We start from the raw sequence: 21,684 nt of genomic DNA on the forward strand, positions 1-21,684 counted from the left end.
CCACCGGGCAAGAAATCAAATCGCTAATGCCAATGTTGTCCCCTGCGCAATTGCCCGCCGCGCATCCAGCTCCATCGCCACATCGCACCCGCCAATCAAATGCACCGTTTTCCCCGCCTCGCGCAGCGGATCCGCCAGATCGCGCTTCGGCTCCTGGCCGGCACACAAAATCACATGATCCACGCGCAGCAGCTGCGGTTCGCCGCCGATCAACACGTGCAGCCCGTCGTCGTCGATCTTCTGGTAGCTCACCCCCGGGATCATCTTCACCCCGCGCGAGAGCAGGGTGGCGCGGTGGATCCAGCCTGTGGTTTTCCCCAGCCCTTCACCTGGCTTGCTGGCTTTACGCTGGAGCATCACAATCTGACGCGGGCTTTTCGGCAGCTGCGGACCTTCCGGGCGTAAGCCGCCGGACTGACTGAGGCTGGTATCAATGCCCCATTCCACGCAGAACTCAGCGATGTTCTGGCTGGTGGCTTCGCCCGGCTGGCTTAAATACATCGCGGTATCAAAACCGATCCCGCCGCAGCCGATGATTGCCACCTTCTCGCCAACCGGCGCTTTGTCCCTTAATACATCCAGATAGCTCAATACCTTCGGATGATCGATGCCTTCGATCGCAGGCGTGCGCGGGGCGATCCCACTCGCGAGGATCACCTCGTCGAAACCGATCAGATCCGCCGCGCTGACAAAATGGTTGAGCCGTAGCTCGACGCCCGTCACCTCGATCATCCGGCGGTAATAGCGCAGCGTTTCATAGAACTCCTCTTTGCCGGGGATCTGTCTGGCGATAGTAAACTGCCCGCCGATCTCCGCCAGCGCATCAAACAGCGTTACGCTGTGCCCGCGCGAGGCGGCATTGACCGCGAACGCCAGTCCCGCCGGGCCTGCGCCCACCACGGCCAGACGCTTCTTGTTGACCGCAGGAACGATCGGCATTTTGGTTTCATGGCAGGCGCGGGGGTTAACGAGGCAGGAGGTGACCTTGCCGACGAAGATCTGATCCAGACACGCCTGGTTACAGCCGATGCAGGTGTTGATCTCATCCGCACGGCCGCTTTGCGCTTTGGAGAGCAGTTCGGCATCCGCGAGGAATGGACGCGCCATCGATACCATATCGGCATCGCCGCGGGAGATCACATCCTCCGCCACCTGCGGATCGTTAATGCGGTTGGTGGTCACCAGCGGAACGGAGACTTTCCCTTTCAGCTTGCGCGTTACCCAGCTGAACGCCGCGCGCGGCACCGGCGTGGCGATGGTCGGGATGCGCGCTTCGTGCCAGCCAATCCCGGTGTTGATGATGGTGGCGCCAGCGGCTTCAATCGCCTGCGCCAGCTGCACGGTTTCGTCGAAGGTGCCGCCGCCTTCCACCAGGTCGAGCATCGACAGGCGGAAGATGATAATAAAATCCGTACCCGCACGTTCACGCACCGCGCGCACCACCTCCACGGCAAAACGCATCCGGCGGGCATAGTCGCCACCCCATTCGTCGTCGCGCTGGTTGGTGCGGGCGGCGAGGAATTCGTTGATCAGATAGCCTTCCGAGCCCATCACCTCCACCCCGTCGTAGCCCGCTTCCCGCGCCAGCGCCGCGCAGCGGGCAAAATCGTCTATCAGCGCCAGGATCTCGTCGTGGCTGAGGGCATGGGGAGCAAAGCGGTTAATCGGCGCCTGAATAGCCGAGGGGGCAACCAGGTTCGGCTGATAGCTGTAGCGCCCGGTATGCAGAATTTGCAGGGCGATTTTGCCGCCCTCGCTGTGGACCGCGTCGGTCACAATGCGGTGGTGCGGCAGCTGTGACGCATCGTTCAACACCGCGCCGCCCTCCATCGTCACGCCGGAAGGGGCAGGGGCTACGCCGCCGGTGACAATCAGCGCCACCCCGTGGCGCGCGCGCTCGGCATAGAAGGCTGCCAGACGTTCAGCCCCGTCCGGACGCTCCTCCAGCCCGGTGTGCATCGAGCCCATCAACACGCGGTTTTTAAGGGTGGTAAACCCCAGATCGAGGGGGGCGAATAGCGACGGGTAGCGGCTCATAGTCTCTTCCAGTGTAAAATTATTGTTATGTGGTCGGATGAGTTACTAATTTAGCCAGCGGGGAGTAAAAGGGAAAAGGGGAATGCAGTGAATGTGATGGGATTCAAATATTGGTGTGGCCTGATGCCCTCACCCTAACCCTCTCCCACAGGGAGAGGGGACTTAATCTCCCTCTCCCTTAGGGAGAGGGCCGGGGTGAGGGGGATGCCCGCACCAGCCCCGGTGCCTGCCACATCGACGTGGTCAGCCCGCTGTCCACCAGCCCGAGCTGGTCGGCGTACACTGCTTGCCATTTTTGCATCATGCCGTCGTACAGCTCGCGGTGCTGAGGGTCTGGCGTGAACTCGCGGCTCCACTTCACCAGCCGCTCGCCCGTCGAAGCCATATCCGCAAACAACCCCGCGCCAGCACCTGCCGCAATCGCGCAACCCAGCGCCGTTGCCTCTTTGACTTCCGGCACGCGCACCGGCAGCCCGGTAACGTCGCTTAAAATCTGGCTCCACAGGGCGCCTTTGGCCCCGCCACCCGCAAACACCAGGCTCTCAAACGTCACGCCGGAGAAGTGGGAAATCTGCGCCAGGTTGCAGGCCGAGACGATGGCCGCGTTCTCTTCCAGCGCGCGGAACAGCGTCGCTTTGTTGCACTTTTCCGGGTCGATGGAGAGGTTAATAAACGACGGCGCGGCGTGATACCACTGCTTAAAATGCATCGCGTCGGAGAAGATCGGCATCACGCCGTGGGAGCCAGCGGGCACGCGGCTCGCCATCTCTTCGAGCAGGGAGTAGGTGTCCATTCCCATTCGTTCGGCAATCAGCTTCTCTTCGGCGCAGAAGGCGTCACGGAACCAGCGCATGGTTAGCCCGGTAAAGAAGCTGATCGACTCCGCCTGCGCCATGCCGGGGATGACGTGCGGGTTTACGCGGATGTTCATCTCAGGGTCGGTGCGCACCTGCGGCAGATTCACCACCTGCTGCCAGAAGGTGCCGCCGAGAACCGCGGTTTGTCCGGCGCGCACCACGCCCAGCCCCAGACAGCCCAGCTGCACGTCGCCGCCGCCCATCACCACCGGCGTGCCTTCACGTAGGCCGCTCTGCTGCGCGGCCTGTCTGGTAATCGCCCCCAGCACGGTGCCGGTCTCTTTCACCGGGGAGAGGATATCGGCGCGCAGCCCGGCCATGTCGAGAAGCGCCGGACGCCAGTCGCGGGAGAAGAGATCCAGCATGCCGGTGGTGCCCGCATTGGACGGATCGACCGCCAGCTCGCCGGAGAGCTTCGCCGCCAGCCAGTCGCTGATCATGGTGATGGTGGCGGCTTTACGATAAATATCCGGACGATGATGCGCCAGCCACAGCAGGCGCGGCATGGCGCTGAGGGCCAGCGTCTGGCCGGAAACGTCATACACTTCGGATTCAAACCGGTAGTCGTGGATCTCTTTGAGTTCGGCCACCTCGCGGCTGGCGCGGGCGTCGACGTTGGCGCAGGCCCAGATAGCCTCGCCATTGCGGTCGTACAGCACAATCCCTTCGCGCATCGAACAGCAGGCGACGGACTGAATATCCGCCGCGCTGAGCCGCGCGCGCTCCAGCGCCTGCTGAATACACCGGCAGGCCAACCGCCAGTTGGTGTCGAGGTCGAACTCCATCGATCCTGGCACGTTCTCCACGCTCAGGTGCTTCCACTCGGCCTGGCCAACGGCAATCTGGTTGCCCTGTAAATCGAAAATCACGGCGCGAACGCTGCCTGTCCCTGCATCTAACGCTAAAAGGTAACTCATGAGCTTGCCTCGTGTCAGGCGCAGGGCTGCTCTTATCCGGCCAGAGCCAGCACCGCGCGGGCTGTCGTCTCTTCCGTCACCAGGCCATTAATACGGCGACCCTTCAGTGCGGCATAAATCGCATCGGCTTTCTCTTCCCCTCCGGCCACGCCTACGATGGTGGGCAGCTGTGCCAGTTCATCGAGCGTGACGCCCAGTAATTCTTTGTGGATCTCCAGCTCCTCAACGCATTCCCCTTCGGCATTGAGGAAATAGCCGAGAATGTCGCCCACCGCGCCTTTACGGGCGTACATCAGCTGTTCACCTTCGCTGATATAGCCGGAGCGCAGTATCGTTGCGTCGCGGCGCTGGTTTACCGAGCCAATCCCGACCACCGCCACGTCAGCCGCGGTGGCGGCGAGGATCACGTCCCGCACGCTGGTTTCGCGCTTTAAGATCCCGGCGACTTCAGCGGATGACACGCGAAGCGGGGCGGGGATCATGCTGACGCTACAGGCTGCATCCAGCTGGCCGATACCGGTCATATACGGCCCGACGCCGCCGGAGAGCGTCACCAGGCGGATCTGCTGCGAGCTGATAAAGCCGCTTAAGTGTTGCAGACTGCTCATGGTGGTTTCACCGAAGCCCACCGCTAACAGCTGGCCGGGTTGCAGTACGCCCATCAGCGACTGCGCCGCGCCAATGCCCAGCCGCACGTTCATCGGCGGCGTATTCAGGGCGGGCATCACGCGCACCAGCTTCAGGCCAAATCGTTGTTGCAACTCGGTTTCCAGCGCCAGGCAGCCCTCGTAGCGGGAGTTGATCTGCACGCGGATCACCCCGGACTGACGGCCTTTCTCCAGCAGGCGGGAGATCTTCAGGCGCGGCAGCCCGAGCCGTTCGCCGATGTCGTTCTGGGTCAGCCCGTCGTGGTAGTAGCACCAGGCCACGCGCGCCACCAGCTCCTCTTCCGCCAGTGCCAGCCCGGCAAATCGTCCTTCTTCCGCAGTGCGTTTATCGCTCATAATTGAACTCTTATAAAAATTTAGATCATATGTTCGTGATGGTGCGACGTGAAAATGTGAGCCACGCGACAAAACGGATCTTTTCGATCGTTTCCGCTTTATCTGAATCTCAATCGATAAAACTGTGATCCCTGCACGGTTGTAAATATAGTTCACCGTCTACGCTTTTGAACATTATTAAATCTAAAAATCATTTGTTCAATAGCGGAGCGATGATGACACCACTTCTCGACGCGCGTGATATCAGCAAGCAGTTTTCAGGCGTACCGGTCTTAAAAGGCATTGATTTCACGCTGCTTGCGGGGCAGGTGCATGCGCTGATGGGCGGTAACGGCGCGGGAAAATCGACGCTGATGAAGATCATCGCCGGGGTGGAAACACCGGATAGCGGTGAACTTTCGGTGGCGGGTGAGTCTTTTGCACGGCTTACCCCGGCGCAGGCGCACAGGTTAGGCATTTATCTGGTGCCGCAGGAGCCGCTGCTGTTTCCCAACCTGACGGTGCGGGAAAACATCCTGTTTCGTCTGCCGCGAGAGCGCGATCGGGAAAAACGTCTGGCGGAAAAACTCCGGCAATTGCAATGCCAGCTTAACCTCGACGCCACCGCCAGCACCCTCGAGGTGGCGGACCAGCAGATGGTGGAGATCCTGCGCGGGCTGATGCGCAACGCCAGAATTCTGATCCTCGATGAACCCACGGCCTCGCTGACGCCCGGTGAAACCGAGCGCCTGTTCCGCCAGATCCGCGCCTTGCAGGATCTTGGCGTCGGGATTGTTTTTATCTCGCATAAGCTGCCGGAGATTCGGCAACTGGCGAGTCACGTCTCGGTGATGCGCGACGGCGCGGTGGTGCTCAGCGGCGAAACCGCGCAATTTGACGATAACGCCCTGATCGCCGCCATGACGCCGGTAAGCCGGGAGACATCCCTGAGCGATACGCAAAAGCTGTGGCTGGCGCTGCCGGGCAACCGCCGCACCCAGGCGCAGGATTTTCCCGTGCTGCGCGTGGAAGCGCTCACCGGGGAGGGCTTTATCGATCTCAGCCTTGAGATTTACGCCGGGGAGATCGTCGGTCTGGCCGGGCTGGTGGGGTCCGGGCGCACCGAGTTTGCCGAAACGCTCTACGGTCTGCGTCCGGTACGCGGCGGGCGGGTGTGGCTGGAGAGCCAGGAGATCACCGCCGATCCGGTCAGTTCACGCCTGCAAAAAGGGCTGGTCTATCTGCCGGAAGACAGGCAGGTGTCCGGCCTGTTTCTCGACGCGCCGATCCGCTGGAACACCGTGGCGCTGAACGAGCCGTCTCTCTGGCAGCAGCGCAAGCGGGAGTCCGCGGTAGTGGAACGCTATCACCGGGCACTGGGGATCAAGCTCAATCATGCGGATCAAACCGTGCGCACGCTCTCCGGCGGCAATCAGCAGAAGGTGCTGCTGGCGCGCTGTCTGGAGGCCAACCCGCTGCTGCTGATCGTCGATGAACCGACGCGCGGCGTGGATGTCTCGGCGCGCGCCGATATTTATCAGCTGCTGAAAAGCGTGGCGGCGCAGAACGTGGCGGTGCTGATGATCTCAAGCGATCTCGATGAGTTTCCCGGCCTCGCGGATCGGGTGCTGGTGATGCACCAGGGCGTGCTCAGTGGCGAGCTGCCGCGCCAGGCCGTCAGCCTCGACCGGATGATGGCGCTGGCGTTTGGAGGGCAATCATGAAGATCTTACTGAAAAACCGCGAGCTGAGCGCGTTTCTCGCCATTCTGGCGCTGTTCGCCGTGCTGGTGGCGCTCAATCCGTCGTACCTGAGTTTGCAGACGCTGGGGATGATCTTCGCCAGCTCGCAGATCCTGATCCTGCTGGCCATCGGCGCGGCGCTGGTGATGCTGACCCGCAATATTGACGTCTCCGTCGGCTCCACGGTCGGGCTGTCCGCCATTGCCGTCGGCGTGGCGCTGAACAGCGGCTACAGCCTGCCCGTTTCCATTCTCTTCGCGCTGTCGATCGGCGCGCTGGCGGGGGCGTTCAATGGGTTTCTGGTGGTGGGGCTGCGCATTCCGGCGATTGTCGCCACCCTCGGCACGCTGGGGCTGTATCGCGGGGCGATGCTGCTCTGGACCGGCGGGAAGTGGATTGAAGGGCTGCCGCCGGGGCTGAAATCCCTCTCTGAGCCTGCCGCCGTCGGCATTTCGCCGCTCGGCATGCTGGTGTTGATTATCGCGGCCACCGGCGCGTGGACGCTGTCGCGCACCGCGTTCGGGCGTGATTTTTACGCCGTGGGGGATAACCTCGCCGCCGCGCGCCAGCTGGGCGTGGCGGTGAACCGCACCCGCATGATCGCCTTTACCTTCAACGGCATGCTGGCGGCCTGCGCCGGGATCGTCTTTGCCGCGCAGATAGGCTTTGTGCCCAACCAGACCGGCAGCGGGCTGGAGATGAAAGCCATCGCTGCCTGCGTGCTGGGGGGCATCTCGCTGCTGGGCGGCACCGGCACGCTGGTCGGCGCCTTCCTCGGCGCGTTCTTCCTGACGCAAATCGATACCGTGCTGGTGCTGTTCAGGCTTCCGGCGTGGTGGAACGACTTTATCGCCGGGCTGGTGCTGCTGGGTGTGCTGGTGCTCGACGGGCGGCTGCGTCAGGCGCTCTCACGGCATCAGCGGGCGCTGAAATACAGCCGTTTCCAGCCGGGTAACAAAGGGGGAAAGCACGTTACCCCGTTTCCAGAACGCAAAAAAGAGGTGGCGTAAATGAGGCTTAACTGGGAAAGCGCGCTGCTGATTTTACTGGTGCTGGAGATCCTGCTCTTCGGCGCCATTAACCCGCGCATGCTCGACATCAACATGCTGCTGTTCAGCACCAGCGATTTCATCTGCATCGGCATTGTGGCGCTGCCGCTTACGCTGGTGATCATCAGCGGCGGGATCGATATTTCCCTCGGCTCAACCATCGGCCTGTGCGCCATCGCGCTGGGGGTGATGATGCAGGCAGGGTGGCCGATGGCGGTTGCCATCCCTCTGACGCTGCTGCTCGGCCTGCTGTGCGGGCTGGTGAATGCGGCGCTGATCCACTACACCGGCATCAGCCCACTGGTCATTACCCTCGGCACGCTCTACCTCTACGGCGGCGGGGCGCTGCTGCTCTCCGGCATGGCGGGGGCGACGGGCTATGAGGGGATCGGCGGCTTCCCGGACAGCTTCACCGCCTTCGCTAACCTCACGGTGATGGGCCTGCCGATCCCGCTGGTGCTGTTCGCGGTGATTACGTTTTTCTTCTGGCTGATTACCCACCGCGGGCGCTTTGGTCGGCATCTGTTTTTAATCGGCCAGAACCCGCGCGCGGCGCGCTATGCGGCGCTGTCGGTCAACGGCATGCCGTATGCGCTGTACGGCCTGGTGGGGGTGGCCTCGGCGGTTGCCGCGCTGGTGATGGTCTCCTATTTCGGTTCCGCGCGCTCGGATCTGGGGCGCGATTTACTGATGCCCGCGCTCACCGCCGCCGTGCTCGGCGGGGCCAATATCTACGGCGGCTCAGGTTCGGTTGTCGGTACGGCGCTGGCGGCGTTGCTGGTGGGGTACCTGCAACAGGGTTTACAGATGGTCGGCATCCCCAACCAGGTGTCGAGCGCGCTGTCAGGGGCGCTGCTGGTTGTGGTGGTGATGGGGCGTTCGCTGAGTCTGCACCGCGAATGGGTGCGTTCTCTCTTCAGAAAACTATCCGGAGCGTAAGATGAAAACAAAACTGCTCGTCCTGGCAATGGCTCTCAGCTTCGCTTCGGCGCAGGCGGCGGACCGCATTGCCTTTATCCCGAAGCTGGTGGGCGTGGGCTTCTTCACCAGCGGCGGCAACGGCGCGAAAGAGGCGGGGAAAGATCTTGGCGTGGACGTGACCTACGACGGCCCGACCGAGCCGAGCGTCTCCGGCCAGGTGCAGCTGATCAATAACTTCGTTAACCAGGGCTATAACGCCATCATCGTCTCTGCCGTGTCGCCGGACGGTCTCTGCCCGGCGCTGAAGCGCGCGATGCAGCGCGGCGTGAAGGTCCTGACCTGGGACTCCGACACCAAACCGGAGTGCCGCAGCATCTATATCAACCAGGGCACGCCGGAACAGCTCGGCGGCCTGCTGGTGGACATGGCGGGCAAGCAGGTCACCAAGCCGAACGCGAAAGTGGCGTTCTTCTACTCCAGCCCGACCGTTACCGACCAGAACCAGTGGGTGACAGAGGCGAAGGCCAAAATCGAGAAAGACCATCCCCAGTGGCAGATTGTGACCACCCAGTTTGGCTATAACGACGCCACCAAATCTCTGCAAACCGCCGAAGGGATCTTAAAAGCCTATCCGGATCTGGATGCGATCATCGCCCCGGACGCCAACGCCCTGCCAGCCGCGGCACAGGCGGCGGAAAACCTGAAGCGGGAAGGGGTGGCGATTGTCGGCTTCAGCACGCCGAACGTGATGCGTCCGTACGTTGAGCGCGGCACGGTGAAAGCCTTCGGCCTGTGGGACGTGGTGCAACAGGGCAAAATTGCGGTCAATGTCGCCGATCGTTTACTGAAAAAAGGCGATCTTAACCCTGGCGACAGCGTCGAGGTGAAAGATATCGGGACGCTGAAGGTCGTGCCGAACAGCGTGCAGGGCTACCAGTATGAGGCGAAGGGCAACGGCATCGTGCTGCTGCCGGAGCGGGTGGTGTTCACTAAAGAGAACATCAACAAATACGATTTCTGACGGGGGAGCAAATGGCTGATTTAGACGACATCAAAGACGGCAAGGATTTTGGCATCGGCACGCCGCAGCAGAATGTGCCGTACACCCTGAAGGGCTGCGGCTCGCTGGACTGGGGCATGCAGTCGAGGCTTTCGCGCATCTTTAATCCGCAGAGCAACCGCACGGTGATGCTGGCCTTTGACCACGGCTACTTTCAGGGGCCGACCACCGGTCTTGAGCGTATCGATCTCTCCATCGCGCCGCTGTTTGGTGAGACCGACGTGCTGATGTGTACCCGCGGCATCCTCAGGAGCCAGGTACCAGCCGCGACCAACAAACCGGTGGTGCTGCGCGCCTCCGGCGGTAACTCGATTCTGGGCGAGCTGTCCAACGAGTGCGTGGCGGTGGCGATGGAGGACGCCCTGCGCCTGAACGTCTGCGCGGTGGCGGCGCAGGTGTATATCGGCAGCGAATTTGAACATCAGTCGATCAACAACATCATCAAGCTGGTGGACGCGGGAGCGCGCTACGGCATGCCGACGCTGGCGGTGACGGGCGTGGGGAAAGAGATGGCGCGCGACGCGCGTTATTTCTCGTTGGCCAGCCGCATCGCCGCCGAAATGGGGGCGCAGTTCGTCAAAACCTATTACGTGGACGAGGGCTTTGAAAAAGTGACCGCCAGCTGCCCGGTGCCGATTGTGATCGCCGGAGGCAAAAAGCTGCCGGAGCACGAGGCGCTGGAGATGTGCTGGCGCGCGATTGATCAGGGCGCGTCCGGCGTGGACATGGGGCGGAATATCTTCCAGTCCAGCGCGCCGCTCGCCATGCTGAAGGCGGTGAAGAAAGTGGTTCACGAGAACCTGAGCGCCCGGGAGGCGTTCCAGTTCTGGCAGGAAGAGAAACAGGGAGAAGCAAAATGAACGTGACGCTGGTGGAGATTAATATTAAGCCCGAGCGGGTGGACGAGTTTCTGGAGGTGTTTCGCGCCAACCACGAGGGGGCGATCAAGGAGCCGGGCAACCTGCGCTTTGATGTCTTGCAGGACCCGCGGGTGAAAACCCGCTTCTTTATCTATGAAGCTTATAAAGACGAAGCGGCGGTGCTGGCGCATAAGCAAACGCCACACTATCTGGCGTGCGTGGATAAGCTTGAAGAGCTGATGTCAGAGCCGCGCAAAAAACGCAGTTTTGTCGGGTTGTTGCCGGAGTAGCGGCTTTGCCCGGTGGCGCTAATGCTTACCGGGCCTGCATATGCAGTATTTGTAGGCCGGGTAAGCGAAGCGCCACCCGGCGTTGTTCACGCCAGCTCCAGCAACTGAACACGCGCCGTCGCGCCCGGCATCAGCTTTTGCAGATTACTCACCAGCTCATCGCCAGCTTCCTGTAATGCCGCCAGCGGCATCGACGGCAGGCTTTCGAGAATAAACCACATGGACTGCGCCTGGCTGTCCAGGCGCGTGCGTATCCCCTGTCGCCAGTTCCAGCGGCGGCAGGTGACGCCGAGATCGTCACGCCAGATAACTTCGCCAGGCTCCGGATTTTCGACTACCGACTCACCCTCTTTGAAGGTATCAAACGGCTCGCTGCCGTCGGCCAGCGTCAGGCGCGGTGCACCCGAGTAAGCCGCCAGATTTTCTCCCCCCACCGGAATAGCGTAGCGGATGCTGATGGCATTATAGATATCCACCACCGGATCGAGCGGCGGCAGCGAACCGTCTCTCATCACGCGCTTGCGCAGGGCCGAGGCCGAGCAGGGCGTGCGTTTGGGTTTTGCACCAAAGGCTTTAAACACCTCATCCCAGGCGGCGAGGTGATTTTCTGCCCAGGGTACATCATCATTGAGCATCTGCTGGCAGGCCTGCGCCAGCACGGCGGGCGCAACCTCCGGTTGGGTAATCGGGGCGGCTTCAACCTGAATGCTCAACGCCCGAAAGCCGGGCGCGATCCCGACAAGTCGCGAATCTATTGACGGTGTTACAAGAGACATAAATAATCCTGTATTGACTGTTTTATACCATGGTAGTGACCAATGACTGATAAAGTCAATATAATGACCGATGCGGGCGCCGATGTTGCCCAGGTAAGCCTGGCCGTGGCGAACCGTATCCGCAGCTGGCGGAAAGAGAAAAAGCTGTCGCTGGACGAGCTTTCCCGCCGCGCCAGCGTCAGCAAAGGCATGCTGGTGGAGATCGAAAAAGGGGCTGCCAACCCCAGCATTGCCATTCTGTGCAAACTGGCCGCCGCGCTTGGCGTCTCGGTGGCAGACATCGTTAACGTCTCCAGCGAGCCGCAGGTACACATTATTCAGGAAGAGGCGATCCCGGTTCTGTGGCAGGGCGCACAGGGCGGTTACGCCAGATTGCTGGCAGGCACCGCAGGCCCGGACATGATTGAGCTGTGGCAGTGGGAGATGCATCCGGGGGAGACGTTCACCTCTCCGGGACATCCGGCGGGAACGTTTGAGCTGCTGCACGTGAACGAAGGCGTATTAACCCTGACGGTGGACGAGACGGTGGCACAGGTTAATGCTGGCGCGTCGGCGGTGGCGAAAACGGAAGCGGCGCACGGCTATGCCAATGAAGGCGATACCGTGCTTCGCTTCACCATGACGGTGGCGGAGTTTCACCGCTAGTGTCGATCCGCTGCCGGGATACCTCCGCGAGCAATTATTTCACCGTGCGGGCGATCGAGGGCAATATCCGCCCCTCGTCGCTCAGCGACTGCCAGGTGAGCTGGCACCTGGCAGCCCCTTTACACCAGTCCGTTCGTCGCTGGCTCAGGGGGGCGACAACGCCGGCGTTATCCACCCGCGTTCCGTTAACGGAAAGCTGATACAGCGTGACGTAATACGGCGACGGGTTTTCAACCGTCAGCCCGTCGGCGGTCAGCTGCCAGCGTAGCTGACGATAGGCCAGCGCCGGTTCGCCCTGAAGCCCCTCCGGGCGATAGATAAGCTTCATGCTGGAACGTACCGCCATCTGAACGTTATCGCTGTGACGCTGGCTGGCCGGAATGGAGGCAATGCTTAGCGTGAAGAGCGTTTCGCGATCGGCAGGAAGCGGCGCATCGGCGCGAAACAGACGGATCTTATTCTCACGTCCGGGCTGGAGCGCAAAAAGCGGCGGCGTCGCGGTAAACCACGCGGTGGCCGCTTTGGGGGGCTGCTGCTGCGCCCCCGGCCATCGGCCGCCGCGATAAATTTTTGTGCCAATCAGATACGGCAGCGAGGACTTATTGCGCACGGTGACGCTGATAGCGCGCTGAGCCTGAGGATAAACAAACCGCGTGCCGCCAATCACCACCCCGGCCTGAGCAGGCAAGAGGCAGAAAGACGCGGCGGTCAGCAGGGCTATCCTCGCTTTTTTCAGCAGGCTGGCCTCACGCATAGGTCAGCACAAAGGTGGCGGCAGCGTTAGCCACCCCCGGCGTAACGGCGTTCGTCACGGCGAGGTAGCGGGCGTAAAAATGCAGCGCCAGGGTGGTCTGGTCATTGCTTAGCGCGAACGGCAGGCTTTCATCCCCCATGGCGATCAGCGATTTATCAGGATTATAGAGGCCGATAGCCACGCCGGTTGCATAGTCCGGCCCGCCTGTCAGGGCCAGCAGATCGCTATTGTTACCGTCCGGCGTACCTTCAAAATGGGCGCTGACGGCGGATAACCCGGCGCCGCAGGCTTCAAGGTTGATAGTGAACGGCTCATAAGGCGTTTCGTTTTTTTGCCCGGCCAGCTGGCGGGCCGCCACATCACGCATCTCCACTACCAGCTGTTCCGAGCCGGGGGAGACGATACAGGTTTTGCCTTTCACCACGCCGGTAATATAGACCGTACCGTCATGGGCGAACGTCCTGCCTGACAACAGCAGCGCGCAGCAGATAAATAACCTGTTCAGGATCGTCATTCTGTCTCCTTACTGGTAAAGCAGATCGAAATACATCACGGCGGTGGCGTTGCCGGAGGTGACCGTCGGCAGCGTGGATTTATAGCGCAGGAAGAAGGTCAGCGTGTTATCGCCCGGCAGCAGAGGATAAAGCGGCGACTCGGTGTTGTTGATCGGGACAGGCGCCCGCGCGCTGTCGAGCAACTCGACCGCCAACCCGGTCGCCATCATGCGCTGCGTCCCTTTTCCGGTATCTGAGAGGGCAAGCAGCGTGGGATCGTTCGCGTCCGCGTCGCCGGTAAACCAGACGGTCGTGCCGCCGATTGCGCGGGTGCAGTTTTTGAGCGTGATGGCAAACTGCTTTTCCGGTGTCGTGGCGCCCACGCGCGGAAAATCCTCCGTCGTAAATTCACCAAGGTCGATCGTTTGCTCTGCGCTGTTAGTATCGACGTTACAGGATTCCCCGACGATGGTGCCGAGAAACTGCACGTTAAAGCTCGTGTCGTCAGCCTTCACCAGCGTCGGGCTTAACAGGACCACGCTCAGCCATACGGCGTTTTTCCATGAAATGGTCATTACGCTTCCTCAGGCGAAATCAATGCGTAACAGCGCCAGAGCCCTGAAGACGCCCAGCTCCGGCGATTGCCCGGTGGTGCTGATGGGGTAGGCTTGCAGCGTCACGTCCGCGCGTCCTGACGCATCCGTGGTAAAGGGGACGCTGCTTGAGAACACGTTTGGCCGGAGGATCTCGCCCTGCGGGCTGGTCACGATGACGGCCACGTCCGGGTTATCCGTCGCCAGCGCGTTGGCGAAACGGGCGTCTGTCGTCCCCTGCACCCGCAGGGTGAGCTGCGCCGGTGAGTTGACGTCAGCGTTGCATTCGATCGGCACGGTAAAGGTTTTTGGCGCTACGCTGTCAGGCCGCTGTCCGGCCTGGGTGAAATCGCCATGGTAGAGCGCGCCAAAATCAACGGTGACGGTTTGCCCGGCGTTAATCACGCAGTTTTGCGGGACGGTTATTACGCCGCTGTAGGTGATCTGATAAACGATTACGGTGGGCTGGTCATTTTCCGTTGTGGTGACATAGACGTTAAACATCAGTTTCGGCGGGATCACAACCGAGCCGATGAACGGCCTGACAATCTGTATTTTGAAGGTCAGGTTGCTGTCGTTTACCGGAAAGACGCCGCCCGTGTCCACCTCGTCGTGCCCCCCCATGTGCACATACTCCACCGGCGGATAAAAATCGCCGATGGTGGCGTCATGGATTTTCATCGCGCCGATAATATAATCCGGATCAAGCTGTAAATATTTCCATTCGCCTTCTGTTTTGACGACGGGAAAAGGTGAGATATAGGTACGATAGGTGCGCTTTTCCCAGTCGCCGGGGGGGCAGATGGCATTGACGTGGATATCCTGGGTTCGTGACAGCTCCGCACCGTTGCCCTTGCTGTTTTGATCCGTCGTGAGCGTGGTGGTCAGATCGTAATTCACCACGGAAATTCCGCCGTTGGCGTTTTTGCACGTTGCGGCCAGGCTATTGAGCGAAAAAAGCAGCCCGGCGGCAGAGAGAAGCATCATCCTGAATTTCATTTATGAACACTCCATGGTGATCCGCAGCAGCGGCTGTTTGCTTTCAGGTAGGTGATAGTTGGCCGTACAGCGTTTATCCGTCCCTTCTCCCCACTGCACCTTCAACACCCCTTTTGGGCTCAGGCCGGAGAGATAGGCTTCGCCCTCTTCGCCTACAATGGTGTCGCTGCCGTTATCGTCGCGGGAAACCAGGGCGCCAAACGGCACCGGCTTGCCATGGTAGCGCAGCGTTACCAGCGCGCGTGCGCCCAGACGGGCGTTAAACGTGGCGCGCACGATGGCGCCATGGGTTGGCACTACGTTGGTGACGGCATCATCGATATCCATGGCGTCTGAGAGGGAGTTAATGTCCAGCGCCATCCTGTTCAGATGGTAGGCCGAGGCGTAAGGCACCACCGCATAGCCGCGTCCGTCAGTATGGATACCGGGTTCATTCTCGACGCTGACGTCCGCCGCGCCCGGCACGGCAATCAGCACGTTGGTATCACCCAGCGGCTGGCTTAAGGTGATGCCGTTGCGGTGGGCGACCACGCCGCCGCTCAGGCCGTAGGTCACTTCCCGGTAATCGCCGTTGTCGCTGTAGTTGTAGCCCAGACTGGCGTTGCCGTAGGCGGCATCGTATTCGAGGCTGGCTGAACCTTGCGAGCCAGCCCCCTGGCTGGCATAACCTTCCTGTACGCTGTAGTTAAGGTTGTTCTCCGTCAGCAGCGTGCCGTTAATCCCCGCGTTCTGAGACGTTTCGCCGTGTTTATTGGCGCTCATGCCATAGGTGGCATAAGCGTAATTCCGCTTCTGGCTGACGTCATTGGCCGGTGAAAGCCACTGGCTAAGCGGGAAGGAAAGATTGATCGCATAAATCTCATCGCTATCCGACATGCCCGGCGATTTGTTGTAGTTGTAGGTCAGGCTGTAAGAGATCCCGGACCAGGTGCCGCTGTACCCCACCTGGACGAGCGTGTTTTTTTCATCCGTATGCCAGTAGCTCTGCTGGCTTCCGGTCACGAACAGCGAGCCGAGCCCGCCTAACTGTTGCGAAATATTGAACTGAAGCTTGCCGCGTTTGGTCCAGTTGAGGTTGTAGTAGTCCAGCCAGTCTGTGGCCTCATTTGCGTCATCCTGCTCCGCATCCCCCGTATAACCCTGCATATGTTTGTAAGTTGTCTCATCCAGGTTATAGAACCCGGACGTGGAGTAGCGGTAGCCCAGCAGCTGGAAGTTCGTACCCATCTCGTTGAGGGATTTGGCATACAGGAAACGAAGAGACTGCCCCGTATGGCTGGTGTCGTCGGCCAGCGTACTGCGCGTGTGGGTAACGTCGAAAGAGATGGCGCCAACGTTGCCCATATTGAGGCCAGCGCCAAGAGCCAGCGCGTAGTAATCGCCGGAAAGCTGCGAGCCGCCATAGACGGTTACGCCGTGCGGCAGGCCCCAGATCAGCGTGCCCTGGGCAAAATTCACCTCGTCCTGCTGATCGTTATTGCTGCGGTACTCTGCCGCCGTCAGGGCATACTTCACCCGCCCTTCGCGCTGGAGGAGCGGTACGGCGGAGTAGGGGACGGAATAACGGGAGATACTGCCGTCCGTCTCCTTCACTTCCACCGTGAGGTCGCCGCTGGAGGAGGTGGGGAAGAGATCGTTAATGGCGAAGGCGCCGGGCGGAACGTAGCTCTGGTAAAGGGTGTAGCCGTTCTGCTTGATGGTCACCTGCGCGTTGCTTTTGGCAATCCCGCGAATGGTGGGCGCAAAGCCTTTCATGCTGTCTGGCAGCATGTTGTCATCCGAGGCGATCTGCGCGCCGCGAAAGGGGAGGCTGTCGAAAATTTCCGACGGGGTATAGCTGTCGCCCACCGTCAGCCTGCCCTTAAGCGGAATCACCGTCCGCTCAAGATAGGTGTTGATATGTTCCCATTCGTTATGGCGGTTCTCGTCGCTGTTATAGTAGTTCCACGTCGAGTAGTCACGCAGACGCCACGCGCCAAGGTTCACCCCGCTGTTCAGGCCGAGGAAATAGCTTTTGTGGGTTGTGCCGTTTTCGCTGCGATCGCGGCTGTATGATCCGCTAAAGTTATAGTTCAGCAGCAGAGCGTTAATACCTTCATCCCACTGTTCTGGCGGGATATAGCCGCGTGCGTTGTTGCGTAATGCGGCCTGCGGAATGCTGATTTCCAGGCGCAGCTGTTCGAAATTAAACAGGGTGGCGGCGGCCGGAATAATGGCGGCAATGTCCACACAGCTGTCCGCTTTCGCGGCGGCCAGCGCCGGGAATGCCTGAACATTGACGCCCAGGTTTTCATACGCTTTTGGCGTCAGGCAGGCCAGTAGCCCGGTGTCGTCGCCCTGTGCGGCTCCGTCCGTTCCGGTTCTGGCGATAAAGTTGATATCGCGGGTGGCGACAAATGTCCCGTTTAGCCAGAGGTCCACGCGATAGACACCCGGCGCCTGGCCATTTGTTGAAAAACGGGAGAGATCCGCCACGGCGGAAGGATCGCTCGACAAAAACGCCGGGTTAAAAAAATATTCCGCGCGCACGGTGATGGGCGAAAGCAGTCCCGCTATCGTCAACGCCAGCGGCGTTAGCGACGCTCTGACGAGCGCGTTAAATCTTCGTGGCTGAACACGCTTCATGTCTTCCCTTACCTGCGAGGTTTGTTATTTCAAAACGTCATACGTAACGCCGATTACGAGTTATTTCGTGCATGTCTGAACGGGCGTGTTGGCGCCAAAGTCATTAACGGTCTGAAACTTCACGCTGCCAGCGCCGCCACCGGGGATCTGCACCACCAGATTATTTTTGGGCGCTACCATGGTATTCGCCAGACGCGTGCCGCCGACGAAGAACTGCACTAGCGAAACGTAATAAGGCGAAGGGTTGGTAATGGTGACTTTTCCATTCGCGACCGAGCAGGTTAATGTTTTGGGCGCGTCAATTGAGAGCGACGGCAATTTTTTCGGCCGGATAAAAAGTTTAATGACGCTCTGGGTGGCGATTTGCAGCGTATTACCGGAAAGCTTATTTTTCTCGACGGAAGGAATCGCTTTGCTGTTCAGATAAAAAACGCTCTCGCGATCGACAGGCAGATCGGGACCCACGTACATAATACGCAGGGTATTCTCTTTTTTCGGATGGATAACAAACAGCGGCGGCGTAATGACAAAATCCGCTGATTTTGCCCCTTCGGCACTGGACACCCAGCTCTGAATTAAAAAGGTAGTATTCGTTGAAGAGTTAATAACGGGTAATGAAACCTGTTTATCACCCTGCGGATAAATTACACGGGTTCCCCCGAGCGCGATACCGCCTGCGCTGGCTGAACCGGCCATCCCCATCGCGAACAGCGCCGTTAGCGCGCCAGCTATCAGATGAGTCAGTTTACAGCGTGATGTAATGATACGCATTGTTCCCTCAGTTTCTCATGTGTCAGGCTTCTTGCCCGTGCGTCAGTTATTGGTAGAAAACGATGAACCAGACCTGCGCGTTCGCGGTGCCAGCGTTGACGCTATCTTCGGTGGCGCGATACCTGGCGATATAGCTCAGCCGGTTTTCACCGTCCTGCAAAGGTCTGTACCAGGGGGGCGCGGTGTCAGGCTTTACCAGGTTCCCCATCGCATCGAAAAGACCGATACCAATCCCGGTGGCGGCGCCAGGCCCATAGCCCGCGCGAAAAACCTGGGGATCGTTGCCGTCAGACTCGCCGCTAAACAGCACCCCGGCGCGCTGGCTTACGCTGGTGTCGCATGCTTCCAGCGTGATGAAGAAGGGCACCGGTTTGGCCCAGTCACCGGCGGCGATGAACTGGCTGTTGCGTACCTGTCCCATATGCACGATTTGATCCTGGGAATCCATGCTGACGGAACAGGCCGCATTGACGACCTGACCCTGAAAGGTCACGCTTCCATCGTCCTTTGCCGCAGCTGGCAATACGGCAAAAAGCGCAGTGCCGGCTATCAGCAGCGCCCGATTTATGGATTGCTGCATTGCGAACTCTCTAACGCTTGCCGGACAACGCTTCTCCGCCCGCAGGCGAAGAAGCGAGATCGGCTAACGAATCAGGAATAAACCATCTGGAACGTTGCGACAGAGGAGACGTTGCCCGGTTCGGCCGCGCCTGTAGCCACGTAATCCACGCTCAGCGGGATGATGTTTTCGCCGTTGATCAGCTTAACGCTGGAGGAGGTATCGCCAATGTTCAGCGACTGGCCGTCCGGCCCGAACAGTTGCAGCGCAACGTTTTTGGCCGCGCCTGCGCCAGCGGTGTTCGCCAGGCTGCCTTCTACAGCAGGGTCCTGCTGGCCGTTAAAGATGACGGCGGCATTCTGGCTAATGGTGGCGTCGCAATCTTCCAGAACGATTCTAAAATCTTCTTTCTGATTGGCCTGCATGCCGACCGTCGTCAGTTTGACGGTACGCACCTGGCTCAGGGTAACGGTCTGGTCTACGGAGTCAGCCGCGACGGAACAGGCGGCGTTTACCACCTGGCCGACAAAGTTGACGGTCCCGCCGGAAACGGTAACGGTATCGGCCTGTGCGTTAATTGCCATGCCGCCAGCCAGCGCGCCAGCAACAACCATTGCTATAACTTGCTTTTTCATACAAATCCTTTTTAGATAAACATCATGCTGTCAATTGAAATAATATATTCACATTGTCACGTGAATTGTTTTTCGAGGCAGTGGTATAGGATGTATTTTGGGATTAATATATTATTTTTATCCAGGTCGATATTGCTGGTTTTATATCATCCGCCACTGCGCTGATGAATAAGGGGATTCTACGGAGTAAATAATATTATATCAATGCGATAATGGGCTGATGTTTTATTAGTTTTACTTAATATAAAATTAACTCATAATTTATTTGTTTGAATGATACTACGAGCCGCCAGACGCCTGTTTTTATTTTGTGGTGGGTGTTATTGATATATTTGATGAATGCCATGAGGGTTTTGTTAATAATACAAGGCGTTACGATTGTCATTATTCGGACATGCGTCAGGAACGCTGCGGCGTTATTATCCGGTTTATTTTACAACCTGATGTTACATCAAGAAATATCACGAAACATTTTAAGGTTATATGACGAACCGTATTAGCACATATAGATGTTATTTCTCAGCCTGACTGCATACAGAAATCCCTGGTATACCCCAGGGATTTCTTTGTATATCACCTTGCAATAGTCTGAATGGCAGAAAAATAAATGTTCAGGCTGGCGTTACGGCAATACGTAATACCGCCAGCGCTTTTCGCGCCGCCTTCAGCACCTGCTCACACTGCTCAATGGTAAGCGTCAACGGTGGCTCAATGCGGATGGTTTTCGAGTTGTTGAGCGTTCCGGCCACCAGTACCCGCTGGCGGAACATCTCGCTCGCGAAGCTATAGCCGGTTTCGTTATCAACGAACTCAATCGCCATCAGCATCCCTTTTCCGCGCGCATCCTGTACCAGATCCGGATATTCCCGGCCCAGCTGACGGAAACCGTCCAGCAGCATGTCGCCTTTCTGCTCCGCCTGCGCAGGCAGGTTTTGCTCCAGCAGCACGTTGATGGTCGCCAGTGCCGCCGCGCAGGCCAGCGGGTTACCGCCGAAGGTGGTGGTGTGCAGGAACGGGTTGTCGAACAGCACCGAGAACACCTCCTCAGTGGCGACCGTTGCGCCAATCGGCATCACGCCGCCGCCCAACGCTTTCGCCAGGCACAGAATGTCCGGCTGAACGTTCTCGTGCTCGCAGGCGAACATCTTGCCGGTGCGCCCCATCCCGGTCTGCACTTCGTCGAAGATCAGCAGCGCGCCAGACTCATCGCACAGCTGACGCACGGCGGGCAGATAGCCCTGCGGCGGGAGGATCACGCCGCCTTCACCCTGAATCGGCTCCAGGATCACCGCCGCCACGTCGTCGCCGGTTTTACGGCATTCACTTAGCACGGTGCGCATGGCGTTGATGTCGCCGAACGGCACGTGGCGGAAGCCCGGCAGCAGCGGCATAAACGGTTTGCGGAAGGTAGATTTAGCGGTCGCCGACAGTGCGCCCAGGGATTTCCCGTGGAACGCGCCGCTGGTGGCGATAAAGGTAAATTTCCCGCGCGGCGACTGGTACGCTTTGGCGAGTTTAATCGCCGCTTCGACCGATTCGGTGCCGCTGTTGCTGAAGAAGCTGTATTTCAGCTTGCCGGGCGTTAAGGCTGCCAGCGTTTTCGCGAGCATGGCGCGAAGCGGATCGAGCAGTTCCTGGCTATGGAGAGGTTGTTTCGCAAGTTGATTCTGTACGGCGGAAACCACAACTGGATTACGGTGCCCCACGTTGAAAATACCAAAACCACCCAGGCAATCAATAAACTCCTGTCCCTGGGTGTCGACAAGCGTATTCAGACTGCCCGCTTGCCACTCTACGGCTCCGTAATCCCCGCCGGCGGTAACAGATTTGCGATACTCCAGAAAACCAGGATTCACATGCTCTTTAAAGTAATCAATGACCTCACGATTAAGTTGTTTCATCTCCTCATGATCAAGCGTTCGCTTCTCAATGAGATTCAGTGCGTGCGCGGTACAGGCAAGAGCCGAGGCGCTGGAAGGTAACCTGTTCAAAATATGCTCCCGGGGATCGCGTATCACATGATACTGAGTTAAGTATTGCAGGTATTACGCCACCTCAGATGCCTTAACAAAAATCGGGATAAACGCCAGGTGAAATCAAATTTGCACAATATTTAA

At 59.3% G+C, this 21,684-nt stretch carries 20 protein-coding genes; 7 read left to right on the forward strand and 13 right to left on the reverse strand.

The features are described 5' to 3' along the window. Positions 1–15 precede the first annotated feature (15 nt). From ACOTW6_RS07555 to lsrR, 3 genes are all read right to left on the reverse strand, one after another. Complete coding sequence (locus tag ACOTW6_RS07555; RefSeq protein ID WP_213788946.1) at positions 16–2,037, reverse strand: NADPH-dependent 2,4-dienoyl-CoA reductase; 2,022 nt, start codon at positions 2,035–2,037, stop codon at positions 16–18. Between the two features lie 178 nt (positions 2,038–2,215). Next, positions 2,216–3,811: an autoinducer-2 kinase gene (lsrK, locus tag ACOTW6_RS07560; RefSeq protein ID WP_213788947.1), complete on the reverse strand. Its 1,596-nt coding sequence runs from the start codon at positions 3,809–3,811 to the stop codon at positions 2,216–2,218. Between the two features lie 32 nt (positions 3,812–3,843). Then, positions 3,844–4,815, reverse strand: a complete 972-nt coding sequence (gene lsrR / locus ACOTW6_RS07565) for a transcriptional regulator LsrR (protein ID WP_015571933.1) — start codon at positions 4,813–4,815, stop codon at positions 3,844–3,846. Positions 4,816–5,030: 215 nt separating this feature from the next. Here lsrR and lsrA point away from each other — a divergent pair, with 215 nt between their 5' ends. The 6 genes from lsrA to lsrG are packed head-to-tail and all read left to right on the forward strand — an operon-like array spanning position 5,031 to position 10,716. Continuing rightward, complete coding sequence (lsrA, locus tag ACOTW6_RS07570; protein ID WP_062933390.1) at positions 5,031–6,518, forward strand: autoinducer 2 ABC transporter ATP-binding protein LsrA; 1,488 nt, start codon at positions 5,031–5,033, stop codon at positions 6,516–6,518. Beyond that, positions 6,515–7,546 (forward strand): autoinducer 2 ABC transporter permease LsrC, encoded by a 1,032-nt coding sequence (gene lsrC / locus ACOTW6_RS07575; protein ID WP_062933389.1) that lies wholly within the window; start codon positions 6,515–6,517, stop codon positions 7,544–7,546. Before lsrA ends, lsrC begins: the two co-directional genes overlap by 4 nt. Then, a complete protein-coding gene (gene lsrD / locus ACOTW6_RS07580) occupies positions 7,547–8,524 on the forward strand; it encodes an autoinducer 2 ABC transporter permease LsrD (RefSeq protein ID WP_062933388.1) in 978 nt (325 codons plus the stop codon). Position 8,525: 1 nt separating this feature from the next. Next, positions 8,526–9,527: an autoinducer 2 ABC transporter substrate-binding protein LsrB gene (lsrB, locus tag ACOTW6_RS07585; RefSeq protein ID WP_213788948.1), complete on the forward strand. Its 1,002-nt coding sequence runs from the start codon at positions 8,526–8,528 to the stop codon at positions 9,525–9,527. Positions 9,528–9,538: 11 nt separating this feature from the next. Further along, the gene (lsrF, locus tag ACOTW6_RS07590; protein ID WP_213788949.1) at positions 9,539–10,426 is read left to right on the forward strand and encodes a 3-hydroxy-5-phosphonooxypentane-2,4-dione thiolase; all 888 of its coding nucleotides are present in this window, start codon (positions 9,539–9,541) and stop codon (positions 10,424–10,426) included. Then, the gene (lsrG, locus tag ACOTW6_RS07595) at positions 10,423–10,716 is read left to right on the forward strand and encodes a (4S)-4-hydroxy-5-phosphonooxypentane-2,3-dione isomerase (RefSeq protein ID WP_047734751.1); all 294 of its coding nucleotides are present in this window, start codon (positions 10,423–10,425) and stop codon (positions 10,714–10,716) included. Before lsrF ends, lsrG begins: the two co-directional genes overlap by 4 nt. A gap of 86 nt (positions 10,717–10,802) precedes the next feature. Here the strand turns inward: lsrG and ACOTW6_RS07600 are convergent, their stop codons facing one another. Next, entirely contained in the window at positions 10,803–11,492 is a 690-nt protein-coding gene (locus tag ACOTW6_RS07600) for a B3/4 domain-containing protein (RefSeq protein WP_213788950.1), read from the reverse strand. Between the two features lie 42 nt (positions 11,493–11,534). On the opposite strand from ACOTW6_RS07600, the gene ACOTW6_RS07605 reads away from it, so the two are divergent. Next, positions 11,535–12,137: a helix-turn-helix domain-containing protein gene (locus tag ACOTW6_RS07605; protein ID WP_017382413.1), complete on the forward strand. Its 603-nt coding sequence runs from the start codon at positions 11,535–11,537 to the stop codon at positions 12,135–12,137. A 34-nt stretch (positions 12,138–12,171) separates the two neighbouring features. On the opposite strand, the gene ACOTW6_RS07610 is transcribed toward ACOTW6_RS07605, so the two are convergent. From ACOTW6_RS07610 to ygjG, 9 genes are all read right to left on the reverse strand, one after another. Beyond that, on the reverse strand, positions 12,172–12,891 hold the full coding sequence (locus ACOTW6_RS07610) for a fimbria/pilus periplasmic chaperone (RefSeq protein WP_213788951.1): 720 nt from the start codon (positions 12,889–12,891) through the stop codon (positions 12,172–12,174). Next, a complete protein-coding gene (locus ACOTW6_RS07615) occupies positions 12,884–13,405 on the reverse strand; it encodes a fimbrial protein (RefSeq protein ID WP_213788952.1) in 522 nt (173 codons plus the stop codon). Before ACOTW6_RS07615 ends, ACOTW6_RS07610 begins: the two co-directional genes overlap by 8 nt. A gap of 9 nt (positions 13,406–13,414) precedes the next feature. Next, the gene (locus ACOTW6_RS07620; RefSeq protein ID WP_062933686.1) at positions 13,415–13,960 is read right to left on the reverse strand and encodes a fimbrial protein; all 546 of its coding nucleotides are present in this window, start codon (positions 13,958–13,960) and stop codon (positions 13,415–13,417) included. Positions 13,961–13,969: 9 nt separating this feature from the next. Then, complete coding sequence (locus ACOTW6_RS07625) at positions 13,970–14,977, reverse strand: fimbrial protein (RefSeq protein ID WP_062933685.1); 1,008 nt, start codon at positions 14,975–14,977, stop codon at positions 13,970–13,972. After that, positions 14,978–17,602, reverse strand: coding sequence for a fimbrial biogenesis usher protein (locus ACOTW6_RS07630; RefSeq protein ID WP_213788953.1), 2,625 nt, complete (start codon positions 17,600–17,602; stop codon positions 14,978–14,980). A 60-nt stretch (positions 17,603–17,662) separates the two neighbouring features. Then, positions 17,663–18,373, reverse strand: a complete 711-nt coding sequence (locus ACOTW6_RS07635) for a fimbria/pilus periplasmic chaperone (RefSeq protein WP_213788954.1) — start codon at positions 18,371–18,373, stop codon at positions 17,663–17,665. 46 nt (positions 18,374–18,419) lie between these two features. Beyond that, the gene (locus tag ACOTW6_RS07640; protein ID WP_017382406.1) at positions 18,420–18,953 is read right to left on the reverse strand and encodes a fimbrial protein; all 534 of its coding nucleotides are present in this window, start codon (positions 18,951–18,953) and stop codon (positions 18,420–18,422) included. 71 nt (positions 18,954–19,024) lie between these two features. Next, positions 19,025–19,567: a fimbrial protein BcfA gene (locus ACOTW6_RS07645; protein WP_213788955.1), complete on the reverse strand. Its 543-nt coding sequence runs from the start codon at positions 19,565–19,567 to the stop codon at positions 19,025–19,027. Between the two features lie 611 nt (positions 19,568–20,178). Next, positions 20,179–21,558 carry a putrescine aminotransferase gene (gene ygjG, locus ACOTW6_RS07650; RefSeq protein WP_213788956.1) on the reverse strand — a complete coding sequence of 460 codons (1,380 nt, stop codon included), beginning with the start codon at positions 21,556–21,558 and terminating at the stop codon, positions 20,179–20,181. Between the last annotated feature and the right edge of the window lie 126 nt (positions 21,559–21,684).

The organism is Enterobacter cloacae complex sp. IR5403 (assembly GCF_049238705.1).
Lineage (GTDB): Bacteria > Pseudomonadota > Gammaproteobacteria > Enterobacterales > Enterobacteriaceae > Enterobacter > Enterobacter hormaechei_C.

Bases quoted from the DNA above. Each gene is read 5' to 3' on its own strand.
- ACOTW6_RS07605 (WP_017382413.1), top strand. From the start codon at position 11,535: ATGACTGATAAAGTCAATATAATGACCGATGCGGGCGCCGATGTTGCC.
- lsrF (WP_213788949.1), top strand. From the start codon at position 9,539: ATGGCTGATTTAGACGACATCAAAGACGGCAAGGATTTTGGCATCGGC.
- ACOTW6_RS07615 (WP_213788952.1), bottom strand. From the start codon at position 13,405: ATGACGATCCTGAACAGGTTATTTATCTGCTGCGCGCTGCTGTTGTCA.
- lsrG (WP_047734751.1), top strand. From the start codon at position 10,423: ATGAACGTGACGCTGGTGGAGATTAATATTAAGCCCGAGCGGGTGGAC.
- lsrC (WP_062933389.1), top strand. From the start codon at position 6,515: ATGAAGATCTTACTGAAAAACCGCGAGCTGAGCGCGTTTCTCGCCATT.
- lsrB (WP_213788948.1), top strand. From the start codon at position 8,526: ATGAAAACAAAACTGCTCGTCCTGGCAATGGCTCTCAGCTTCGCTTCG.
- ACOTW6_RS07645 (WP_213788955.1), bottom strand. From the start codon at position 19,567: ATGAAAAAGCAAGTTATAGCAATGGTTGTTGCTGGCGCGCTGGCTGGC.
- lsrA (WP_062933390.1), top strand. From the start codon at position 5,031: ATGACACCACTTCTCGACGCGCGTGATATCAGCAAGCAGTTTTCAGGC.
- lsrR (WP_015571933.1), bottom strand. From the start codon at position 4,815: ATGAGCGATAAACGCACTGCGGAAGAAGGACGATTTGCCGGGCTGGCA.
- ACOTW6_RS07625 (WP_062933685.1), bottom strand. From the start codon at position 14,977: ATGAAATTCAGGATGATGCTTCTCTCTGCCGCCGGGCTGCTTTTTTCG.
- lsrD (WP_062933388.1), top strand. From the start codon at position 7,547: ATGAGGCTTAACTGGGAAAGCGCGCTGCTGATTTTACTGGTGCTGGAG.
- ACOTW6_RS07600 (WP_213788950.1), bottom strand. From the start codon at position 11,492: ATGTCTCTTGTAACACCGTCAATAGATTCGCGACTTGTCGGGATCGCG.
- ACOTW6_RS07630 (WP_213788953.1), bottom strand. From the start codon at position 17,602: ATGAAGCGTGTTCAGCCACGAAGATTTAACGCGCTCGTCAGAGCGTCG.
- ACOTW6_RS07640 (WP_017382406.1), bottom strand. From the start codon at position 18,953: ATGCAGCAATCCATAAATCGGGCGCTGCTGATAGCCGGCACTGCGCTT.
- lsrK (WP_213788947.1), bottom strand. From the start codon at position 3,811: ATGAGTTACCTTTTAGCGTTAGATGCAGGGACAGGCAGCGTTCGCGCC.
- ACOTW6_RS07620 (WP_062933686.1), bottom strand. From the start codon at position 13,960: ATGACCATTTCATGGAAAAACGCCGTATGGCTGAGCGTGGTCCTGTTA.
- ACOTW6_RS07610 (WP_213788951.1), bottom strand. From the start codon at position 12,891: ATGCGTGAGGCCAGCCTGCTGAAAAAAGCGAGGATAGCCCTGCTGACC.
- ACOTW6_RS07635 (WP_213788954.1), bottom strand. From the start codon at position 18,373: ATGCGTATCATTACATCACGCTGTAAACTGACTCATCTGATAGCTGGC.
- ACOTW6_RS07555 (WP_213788946.1), bottom strand. From the start codon at position 2,037: ATGAGCCGCTACCCGTCGCTATTCGCCCCCCTCGATCTGGGGTTTACC.